This is a genomic window from Micromonospora sp. NPDC023644, assembly GCF_040640115.1.
GTDB lineage: Bacteria > Actinomycetota > Actinomycetes > Mycobacteriales > Micromonosporaceae > Micromonospora.
Map to the genome: position 1 here is coordinate 1 of NZ_JBFABA010000096.1, position 10,587 is coordinate 10,587.

At 73.9% G+C, this 10,587-nt stretch carries 7 protein-coding genes; all 7 read right to left on the bottom strand.

Annotation, left to right across the window (positions count from 1 at the left end; all coding sequences use genetic code 11):
• Positions 1–1,539 (bottom strand): UDP-N-acetylmuramate--L-alanine ligase (murC, locus tag AB0G08_RS29625; protein WP_358094120.1); only part of this gene is annotated, 1,539 nt, incomplete at its 3' end.
• Between the two features lie 199 nt (positions 1,540–1,738).
• Entirely contained in the window at positions 1,739–2,845 is a 1,107-nt protein-coding gene (gene murG / locus AB0G08_RS29630; protein WP_358094123.1) for an undecaprenyldiphospho-muramoylpentapeptide beta-N-acetylglucosaminyltransferase, read from the bottom strand.
• Positions 2,845–4,287 (bottom strand): putative peptidoglycan glycosyltransferase FtsW, encoded by a 1,443-nt coding sequence (locus AB0G08_RS29635; RefSeq protein WP_358094132.1) that lies wholly within the window; start codon positions 4,285–4,287, stop codon positions 2,845–2,847. Before AB0G08_RS29635 ends, murG begins: the two co-directional genes overlap by 1 nt.
• A gap of 278 nt (positions 4,288–4,565) precedes the next feature.
• Positions 4,566–5,693 (bottom strand): phospho-N-acetylmuramoyl-pentapeptide-transferase, encoded by a 1,128-nt coding sequence (mraY, locus tag AB0G08_RS29640; RefSeq protein ID WP_088999238.1) that lies wholly within the window; start codon positions 5,691–5,693, stop codon positions 4,566–4,568.
• Positions 5,690–7,114 carry a UDP-N-acetylmuramoyl-tripeptide--D-alanyl-D-alanine ligase gene (gene murF / locus AB0G08_RS29645; protein WP_358094126.1) on the bottom strand — a complete coding sequence of 475 codons (1,425 nt, stop codon included), beginning with the start codon at positions 7,112–7,114 and terminating at the stop codon, positions 5,690–5,692. Before murF ends, mraY begins: the two co-directional genes overlap by 4 nt.
• Positions 7,111–8,673, bottom strand: coding sequence for a UDP-N-acetylmuramoyl-L-alanyl-D-glutamate--2,6-diaminopimelate ligase (locus AB0G08_RS29650; RefSeq protein WP_358094129.1), 1,563 nt, complete (start codon positions 8,671–8,673; stop codon positions 7,111–7,113). The genes murF and AB0G08_RS29650 overlap by 4 nt, the downstream gene beginning before the upstream one ends.
• A 52-nt stretch (positions 8,674–8,725) precedes the next feature.
• A complete protein-coding gene (locus AB0G08_RS29655) occupies positions 8,726–10,429 on the bottom strand; it encodes a penicillin-binding protein 2 (RefSeq protein WP_358094135.1) in 1,704 nt (567 codons plus the stop codon).
• Positions 10,430–10,587: the final 158 nt, after the last annotated feature.

Here is a 10,587-nt window from a genome sequence, read left to right on the forward strand (position 1 = left end):
GGCCGCGGGCGCCGCGCCGTCCGGGACCGCGCCGCCGGCGCCGGGGACGGTGCCGCCGATGGTCGTCGTCCCGCCCGCCTCGCCGCCGGGCGTCGTGCCCGCCGGCGCCGCCGGATCGGCGGTACGCGCCGACAGCGCGGCCAGCAGCTGGTCGCCCATCAGCGAGATCGGCGGGGCGCCCATGGTCACCACGACGTCGCCGGGGCGGGCCCGCCGGGCCACCTCCACCGGCGCGGCCTCCCAGGAGTCCACGAAGACCTTCCGCTCCGCCGGCAGCGACACCGCCTCGATCAGCGCCGCCGACCCCTCCCCCGGCTCGCGCAGCTCGCCCGGCCCGAAGACCTCCAGCAGCACCAGCTCGTCGGCGATGGACAGCGACTCGGCGATCTCCGCCTGCAGGTCGCGGGTGCGGTAGAGCCGGTAGGGCTGGAAGACCACGATCAGCCGGCCGTCCCCGGCCACCTCGCGCAGCGTCTGCAACGCCAGCGTCATCGAGGTCGGGTGGTAGGCGTACTCGTCGTAGACCAGCACGTCGTCCGCGACGCCCTTGCGCTCGAAGCGCCGCCGCACGCCGGGGAACGCCGCGAGCGCGGCCTCCGCCGCCTCCAGCGGCAGGCCCAGCAGGTACGCGGTCAGCACGGCCGAGGCGCTGTTGAGCCCCATGTGCCGCCCCGGCACCGGCAGCCGGAACTCGCCGAGCGACCGCCCGTCGATGCCCGCCAGGTAGCGCACCCCCCGGGCCGACGAGGCGACGTCGGTCAGCCGCAGGTCGGCGTCGGCCGCCTCGCCGTAGGTGTGCACCCGGCGGCCCTCCGCGCGCAGCGTCTCGGCCAGCCGCCGCCCGCCCGGGTCGTCGGCGCAGGTGATGATGAAGCCGTCCGGGTCGGTGAGCCGGGCGAACTCGGCGAAGGCCGCCTCCAGCGTGGCGAGGTCGCCGTAGGTGTTCAGGTGGTCGGCCTCGACGTTCGTGATGATCGACACGTACGGGCGGTAGATCAGGAAGGAGCGGTCGCTCTCGTCCGCCTCCACCACGAAGTGCTCGCCCGTGCCGTGGTGGGCGCCCGAGCCGACCTCGGAGATCTCCCCACCGATCACGAAGGACGGATCCTGCCCGGCCTGCTGGAGCACCATGGTGACCATCGAGGTGGTGGTGGTCTTGCCGTGGGTGCCCGCGACCGCCACTGTCCGGCGGCCCGTCATCGCGGCGGCCAGCGCCTCGGAGCGGTGCAGCACGCGCAGGCCGCGCCGGCGCGCCTCCACCATCTCCAGGTGGTCCTGCGGGATCGCCGAGGAGTAGACGACCGTGTCGACACCGTCGAGGTTGGACGCCTCGTGGCTCATGTGGATGGTGCCGCCGAGGGCCCGCATGCCGGCCAGGGAGGGCCACTCCCGCAGCTCGCTGCCGGAGACCCGGATGCCCCGGGTGAGGAAGAGCCGGGCCAGCCCGCTCATGCCGACCCCGCCGACGCCGATCAGGTGGATCGTGCCCAGGTCCTCGGCGGTGAGCGTGCCGGCCGGGGTGAACTGTGCGGTGTTCATGACGGGAACCTCCCGGTCGCGGTGCGCCCGGTCACGGGACCACCGTTGTTCGCGGCTGCGGGGCTCGCAAGCTCACTCCTCGCGCTCACCCGTGCCTGCCTTCCGTTCGCGACTGCGGGGCTCGCAAGCTCACTCCTCGCGCTCACCCGTGCCTGCCTTCCGTTCGCGACTGCGGGGCTCGCAAGCTCACTCCTCGCGCTCACTTGGCCACCGCCTCGTAGACGAAGTTGAGCAGCGCCTCGTCGCCGTCGCGGCGCCCGTACGCGGCGGCGGCGGCGCCCATCGCGTGCAGCCGGTGCGGATCGCGGATCAGCGGGACGATCGTCCGCTCGACCCAGTCCGGGGTCAGCTCGGCGTCGTCGACGAGCAGCCCGCCGCCGGCCTCCACCACGGGCAGCGCGTTGCGCTTCTGCTCCTGGTTGCTGTGCGGGTACGGCACGTAGATGGTGGGCAGCCCGATCGCGGCCACCTCCGCGCAGGTCATCGCCCCGCCCCGGCCGAGCATCAGGTCCGCCGCGGCGTAGCCGGCCTCCATCTCGGACAGGTACGGCAGCGTCACGTACGGGACAGGCAGGTCGGTGGGGACCGGCACCGGCTCGTTGCGGGCGCCGATCACGTGCAGCACCTGCACCCCGTTGCGGGCGAGTTCCTTGGCCGCGCCGGCGACGGCGAGGTTGATCGAGCGGGCGCCCTGCGAGCCGCCGGCGACGAAGAGCACCGGCAAATCGGGACGGAGCCCGAAGTGGGCCCTGGCCGCGTTGCGCATGGCGAACCGGTCCAGCCCGGCGATGCCCCGACGCAGCGGCACGCCGACCACCCGGGCATCGCGCAGGGCCTCGGCCTGGGCGGGCTGGTGCGGGAAGCCGACCGCCACGTGGTTGGTGAACCGCATCCCCAGCCGGTTGGCCACCCCCGGCGGCACGTTCACCTCGTGGATCACGATCGGCAGCTCGCGCCGCCAGGCGGCCAGGTAGGCCGGCACGGAGACGTACCCGCCGAAGCCGACCACCACGTCGGCGCGCACCTCGTCGATGACCTTGCCCGCGGCGCGCGCCGCGGTCCACATCCGGCCGGGGGTCTTGACCAGGTTCATGTTCACCGACCGGGGCAGCTGGTAGGCCGGGATCTGCCGCAGGTCGTAGCCCTGCGGCGGGATCAGCTCGTTCTCCAGGCCCTTCGGTGTGCCCAGGCAGGTGATCCGGACGCCGGGGTCGTGTCGGCGCAGGCAGTCGGCGAAGGCGAGCAACGGGTAGATGTGCCCCCCGGTGCCACCTCCCGCGAGCACCACCGAACGCAGCGGACCCATCAACGTCTCCTCTCGTCCGCCGATCCGCGGCGGGTCCGGGCCACCCGGACACCGCGCGGTGCGGCCTGGTCGTCTTCTCGCCGCTCCCGCGACCGGGGCACGGACCCTCGGGCAGCCGGGGGCGCCGCCGGACGGCGGCGCCGCCCGGGAAGCGGCGGCAACGGGGCCCAGAGTAGTCGGACCCATCGGGCCGGCGGACGGGCATGCAGGGCTCTGGCGGCGTCGGGTTCGGCGCGGGCGAAGGAGGCGAGCATCCCGATGGCGGCGAGGGTGACGACCAGCGCGCTCCCGCCGTCGGAGATGAACGGCAGCGGCACGCCGGTCAGCGGCAGCAGGCCGACCACCCCGCCGATGTTGATCACCGCCTGGCCGACCAGCCAGGTGGTCGCCGCCGCGGCGGCGAGCCGGCGGAACGGGTCCTCGACCCGGCGGGCGATCCGCAGCCCGGTGTACGCCAGCACGGCGAAGAGCGCCACCACCACGACGCACCCGACGACGCCCAGCTCCTCGGCGACCACGGCGAAGATGAAGTCGTTCTCCGCCGCCGGCAGCCACTGCCACTTGGCGATGCTCTTGCCGAGACCGACGCCGAACCACCCGCCGTTCTCGATCGCGTAGCGGGCCTGGGCGATCTGGTAGCAGCCCGCGTCCTTGCACACGTCCAGCGGGGGCGGGTCGATGAAGGCGGTCAGCCGGGCCAGCCGGTAGTTCTCCGCGCCCGTCTCGCCCGAGCCGGCGCCGAGCGAGGCCACCGCGACCAGCAGGCCGATGCCGAGCAGGCCCACCGCGGAGAGCGCGGCGAAGACCCGCATCCGCACCCCGGCCGCCCAGAGCAGCCCCACGACCAGGGCGAGCAGGCAGAGCATGGTGCCCAGGTCGTTGTAGCCGACGAGGACGAAGAGCAGGCCCACCACCGGGAAGAGGGGGGTGGCCAGCTCGCGCCACCAGCCCAGCGCGGCGCCCTTGCGGGCGATCACGTGGGCGCCCCAGAGCACCAGGGCGAACTTCGCGAACTCGGAGGGTTGGACCTGGATGCCGCCGACGAAGAGCCAGAGCAGCCGGGCCTCGACCGGGCCGATCCGGGCGGAATCCTGGCCGGTCAGCCGGGCGTACGCGAGCAGCAGGTTGAGCACCAGCAGCAGGCCGATGGCGGTGAACAGCAGCGGCCGGCCCAGCGCCCGGTAGGTCGTCGCCGGCAGCCGCTGGCACGCCCAGAACGCGACGATGCCGATCACCGCGAAGATCGCCTGCTTGACCAGGGACGTCGAGGCGTTGCCGTTCTCCGCGTAGTCCCGGACGCTGGTGGCCGAGAAGACCATGGTGAGGCCGATCAGCAGCAGCAGGCCGGCGCTGGACAGCAGCAGGTAGTAGGAGGCCAACGGCCGCTCCAGCAGCCCGCGCAGCGCGGCCAGCCCGCCCGCGGCGTCCAGCCCACGCGGCAGCTGGGGACCGGGCTCGTCCGGCCCCCGCGTCGCGGCGGGCGCGTCGCGCGTACGCCTGCCCCCCGGTGACCGCCCGGGTGTCCCCTCTGCCGTGACCTCGATGTTTCGTCCCTCCCCCACGGGAACATCATGGCGGTTTCCCGGGTCCGCCACCGGCGCAACCGACCGGTCGGCGTGTCGGGCTTGCGCCGGGCCGCGCGGGCCGTCCCGGCGGGCGGACGCGCCGCGGGGCCCGGGCGACACGCGCCCGGGCCCCGCGGCGGGACCTGCCGGCCCGCTCAGGTCATGTTGGCGAGGAACTCGCTGTAGAACAGGCCCAGCGCGATGGCCACGCCGATGCCGGCGATGATCCAGAACCGGACCACGATGTTGACCTCGCTCCACCCGGCGAGCTCGAAGTGGTGCTGCAACGGCGACATCCGGAAGACGCGCTTGCCGGTGGTGCGGAACGAGATGATCTGGATCACCACGGACATCGTGATGATCACGAAGAGGCCACCGATGATCGGCAGCAGCAGGATCGTCCGGGTGGACATGGCCATGCCGGCGATCAGGCCACCCAGGCCCAGCGCGCCGGTGTCGCCCATGAAGATCCGCGCCGGCGAGGTGTTCCACCACAGGAAGCCGACACAGGCCCCGGCCGCCGCGCCGGCGATCAGCGCGATCTCCAGCGGGTCCCGGACGGCGTAGCAGTAGTCCTGGGTGTAGTTCGGGTCGGCGCACCAGTGCCGGTACTGCCAGAAGGCGATCAGCGCGTACGCCGCGAGGACCATCACCGAGGCGCCGGTGGCCAGGCCGTCGAGGCCGTCGGTGAGGTTGACGCCGTTGGTCGCGGCCATCACCACGAAGATGAAGATGACCACCGCGCCGATCTTGGTGACGTCCAGCGCCGGGATGTCCCGGATGAAGCTGAGCGTCGTGCTGCCCACGGTCTCCGTGTTGGTCTCGGCCCCCGCGGCGTCGGTCATGGTGCTCGGGAAGTAGAGCGCCACGACGCCGAAGACCGCGCCGACCAAAATCTGCCCGAGCAGCTTGCCGCGCTTGTTGAGGCCGCCGCTGTGCCGCTTGCGCACCTTGAGGAAGTCGTCGATGAAGCCGACGGCGCCGGAGAAGACCATCAGCCCCAGCAGGACCAGCGCGGTGATCGTCGGCTCGACCTGGGCGATCTGCGCGTCCGGCAGGGTCGTCAGGGCCAGGTGACCGGCCACGTACGCGATGACCGTGGCGAGGATGAACACCACGCCGCCCATCGTCGGCGTGCCCTTCTTGCCCTCGTTGCTGGCGAGCCCGAGGTTTGATCGGATCGGCTGGCCGGCCTTCAGCCGGGCGAACACCTTGATCGCGATCGGGGTGCAGAACAGCGAGACCAGGAAGGCCACCCCGATGGCGACGATGACCGCCCTCATGCGGCGCCGCCCCCCGTCGCCGTCGGATTGGTCCCGCTGCCGGCGGCGTCCGCGCGCAGCGCGTCGGCCACCTCCCAGGTGCGGTACCGCGAGCCCTTCACCAGGACGACATCACCCGGCCGTAACTCGCTCCGCAGCACCTCGACGGCCGCCGCCTGATCGGTGAGCAGCACCGACTCTCCTCCCCAGTCCCCTACCGATGTCGCGCCTTCGTGGATCGGCGCGGCCGGCTCGCCCACCACGAGCAGCCGGTCTACGCCCAGTTCGGCCGCGAGCCGGCCGACCTCGGCGTGCCCGTCGCGTTCGAACGGGCCCAGCTCGGCCATGTAGCCGAGCACCGCGACGGTGCGCCGCTCCCGCCCGATGCCGGCCAGCGCGCGCAGCGCGACCGCCATCGAGGCGGGGTTGGCGTTGTACGAGTCGTCGATCACGGTCACCCCGTCGACGCGTTCGAAGACGTCCATCCGGCGGGTGGAGACCAGCCCCAGCGCGCCCAGCGCGGTGGCCAGCTCGGCCAGCGGCATGCCCAGCTCGCGGGCCACCGCGGCGGCGGCGAGCGAGTTGGACACCTGGTGCCGGCCGGTCAGCCCGAGCCGCACCGGCGCGGTCCCCTCCGGAGTGACCAGGGTGTACGCGGGCCGACCCCGGTCGTCCAGCGTCACGTCCTCGGCCCGCACGTCGGCGTGCGCCGCCTCGCCGTAGCGGACCACCCGGGCGACCGTACGCGAGGCCATCGCCTCGACCAGCGGGTCGTCGGCGTTCAGCACGGCCAGGCCGTCGACGGGCAGCGCCTCTACCAGCTCACCCTTGGCCAGCGCGATCGTCTCCACCGAGCCGAACTCGCCGATGTGCGCCACCCCGACGTTGAGCACCACGGAGATCCGGGGCGGCACCACGTCGCAGAGGTAGCGCACGTGCCCCACCCCGCGGGCGCCCTTCTCCATCACCAGGTAGCGGGTCTCGGGCCCGGCCTGCAACGCCGTGTACGGGTGCCCCAGCTCGTTGTTGAACGACCCGGGCGGGGCGACGGTCGGGCCGAGCCGCGCGGTGAGCTGGGCGATCAGGTCCTTGGTGGTGGTCTTGCCCGACGAGCCGGTCAAGCCGACGACGGTGAGCGCGGGCAGCCGGTCGACCACCGCGCGGGCCAGCCGGCCCAGCGCGGCCAGCGCGTCGTCGACCAGCACCATCGGCACGCCGGGCACCTCCCGGGTGCCGAGCACGGCCACCGCGCCGGCGGCCACCGCGCCGGCGGCGTAGTCGTGCCCGTCCACCTTCTCGCCCGGGAAGGCGACGAAGAGCGCGCCCTGGCGCACCTTGCGCGAGTCGAACTCGACCGGACCGGTGACCCGGGCCTGCGGGTCGGCGCCGGCCAGCCGCCCGTCGACCGCCGAGGCGACCTCGGCCAGGCTGAGCGGGATCACCGCTGACCCGCCGGGTCGGCGAAGCGGGCGCGCAGCGCGTCGGCCAGCTCGGTGCGGTCGTCGAACGGGTGCACCTCGCCGCCGATCTCCTGCCCGCGCTCGTGGCCCTTGCCGAGCACCGCGATCACGTCGCCCGGCTCGGCCAGCCGGACCGCCGCGTCGATCGCCGTCCGGCGGTCGGCCACCTCCTCGATCCGGGCCGTCGTGCCGGCGTGCCGGGCGCCGGCGAGCACCTCGGCCCGGATGGCCGCCGGATCCTCGGTACGCGGGTTGTCGTCCGTCACCAGCACCACGTCGGCTCCCTCCGCCGCAGCGGCGCCCATCACCGGCCGCTTGCCCCGGTCCCGGTCCCCGCCGGCACCGATCACGCAGATCAACCGGCCGGCGCCGAACTCCCGCAGCGCCGCCAGCGCGGCGACGATCGCGTCCGCCTTGTGCGCGTAGTCGACCACGCCCCGGACCGGGCCGGGGGCGCTCACCAGCTCCAGCCGCCCGGGTACCCCGCCGCACGCGGCGACCCCGGCGGCGGCCGTGCGCGGGTCCACGCCGGCCCCGACCAGCGCGGCGATGGCCAGCAGGGCGTTGGCCACGTTGTGCCGGCCCGGCAGCGCCACGCCGGCCGCCAGGACCAGCCCGTCCGGGCCGTGCGCGGTGAACCGCTGCGCGTACCCCTCGCCGCCGATCTCGTCGGCCCACCAGGTGGCGGTCGGGTCGCCGGCCGCCGAGTAGGTGACCGTGGCCGGGCCGTACAGCGACTTCAGCGCCGGGTCGTCGTGGTTGAGCACCTCCACGGCGCAGCGCCCGTCGAACAGCTGCGCCTTGGCGGCGAAGTAGTCCGCCGAGTCGGCGTGGAAGTCCAGGTGGTCGGAGCCGAAGTTGGTGTAGCCGCCGACGGTGAACCGGACCCCGCCGACCCGGCCCATCGCCAGGGCGTGGCTGGAGACCTCCATGACCACGGCGGTGACGCCGCGCTCCCGGGCGGCGGCCAGCATGGCGTGCAGGTCGGTCGCCTCGGGCGTGGTGCGCACGCTGTCGATCGCCAGGTCGCCGAGGCGGGTCTCGACGGTGCCGATCAGGCCGGTGGTGTGGCCGGCGGCGCGCAGGCCGGACTCCACCAGGTAGGCCGTCGAGGTCTTGCCGGCCGTGCCGGTCACCCCGATCACCGTCAGGTGCTCGGTGGGGTCGCCGTAGACGGCCGCGGCCAGGCTGCCCAGCACCGCGCGCGGGTCGGACACCACCAGCGCCGGCAGGCCGGCCTCGGCCACCGCCGGGGCGCCCGCCGGATCGGTCAGCGCGGCCACCGCGCCGGCGGCCGCCGCGCCGGCGGCGAACTCCGCCCCGTGCCGGCGGGCACCCGGCAGGGCCGCGTACAGGTCGCCGGGGCGAACCTCCTGGCTGGCGTGGGTCACCCCGGTCACCGCCAGCTCGGCGGCGCCCTCCGGGGGCTCGACAGCGAGCCGGGCGGCGAGGTCGCCGAGCCGGACACCGATCACGGTACGGGGACGAGGATTGCCGGGCACGGCGTCAGACCCTACCCGGTCGTCCGGTTCCGGCCGCACAGCCGCCCCGGCGGTTCGTCCGCACTCACCGATGATGTCGCGGCGTGGCCGCTCAACGCGGATAGACCGTGAACTTCGGGGCCTTCTGCCCACTCGGCGGCACGCCGTAGTGACGCAGCGTGAACTGCATCATGTCCCGGAACGCGGGGGCCGCGATGTCCCCGCCCCCGCCCGACGGGGTGTGCGCGAAGACCGCGATCACGTAGCGCGGGTTCTCGGCCGGGGCCATCCCGATGAACGAGGCCACCTCGCCGGGCTGCTTGCGCCCGTCGACCAGCCGCCAGCCGGTGCCGGTCTTGCCGGCGACCCGCCACTCGGGGATCGCCGCGGCTTTGCCGGTGGCGTCCTCTACGGTGGTGACCGCCTCCAGGATGGTCCGCAGCGCGGCGGCGTTCTCCGGGCTGAGCACCGAGCGGGTGACCGGGGGCTCGGTCGGCGTACGCTTCCCGTCCGGCCCGATCACCTCCCGGACCAGGCGCGGCTGGACGTACGTGCCGTTGTTGGCAATCGTCGCGTAGACGGCGGCCATCTGCAGCGGGGTGGCGTCCACGCTGTGCCCGATCGGCACCGACCCGGCCGACGACCCGCTCCACTCGTCGGCCGGCAGCAGTCGTCCGCTGGCCTCGCCGGGCATGCCGACCCGGGTGGGCTCCCCGAGGCCGAACCGCTTCTGGTAGTCGATCAGGCGTTCCGGGCCGAGCTTGTCGGCGATCTGGATGGTGCCGACGTTGGACGAGTACGCCATCATGCCGGGCAGGCTCATCCGCCGCCCGTCGGCCCGGTGGGTGTCGGTGAACCAGGTGTCGCCCTTCTTGATGCCGTTGGCGATCGGCAGCGTGGTGTCCGGGGTGATCACCCGCTCCTGGAGCGCGGCGCCGAAGGTGATGGCCTTGTGCACCGAGCCGGGGTCGACCACGAAGCTGGTGGCCGCGTCCTCCCGGTCGGTCGGGTCGCTCGGTACGGGCTTCGCCGCGTTGTAGGTGGGGTGGCTGGCCTGGGCCAGCACCTCGCCCGAGGGAATCTCGATCACCACCGCGGCGCCGGTGCTGCCCTTGCTCTGCGCCATGTGCCGGCTGAGCATCCGCTGCGTCATGAACTGCAGGTCGCGGTCGATGGTGAGCTGGAGCGAGCTGCCCGGCTTGGCCTTCGTCGTCTCGCTGTAGCCGCCGGGGATCGGGGCCGCCAGGTCGCCGAGGCCGACCTCGTAGACCCGCTTGCCGTCCTTGCCGCGCAGCACGTCGTCGTAGCGGGCCTCCAGCCCTTCCAGCCCGACCATGTCCTGGCTGGTGAAGCCGAGCAGGTTGGCCGCGAGGTCGCCGCCGGGCACCTCGCGCCGCTCGTCGCGGTGGGTGTAGATGCCGGGCAGCTCCAGCGCCGTGATCTGCCGGGCCCGGTCGATGTCCACCCCCCGGGCCAGGTACTCGAACTGCGAGTCGACGCCGTTGACCCGCTTGCGTGGCTTCATCTTCTCGGCCAGCTCCGAGGCCGGCATGGCCAGCAACGGGGACAGCGCCCTGGCGGTGGCCTGCTGGTCCTTGATCTGGGTGGGGTCGGCGTAGACGTAGCGGGCCTCGACGCTGTGCGCCAGCGGGGCGCCGTCCCGGTCGTAGATCGCGCCGCGCGCCGCCGGCAGGGTCACGGTACGCAGCCGGTCGGCGACGCCGCCGCCGGCGTACGCCGGGGTCTCCACGGTCTGGAGGACGACCAGCCGGATGCCGATGACGGCGAAGAGCGTCAGGGTGAGCACGGTGCCCAGCCGCAGCCGGCGCCGGGGATCGGCCAGCCGGGGCGGCTTCGGGGGCTTGCGCGACGGCCGCCTGCGACTTCAAGCTTCCCAAGATCGTGGCCGGCCCGGACGCGATGGCCGAGCTGGCGCAGTGGCCCTGCGACGTCGTGCTCAACGGCGTGGTCGGC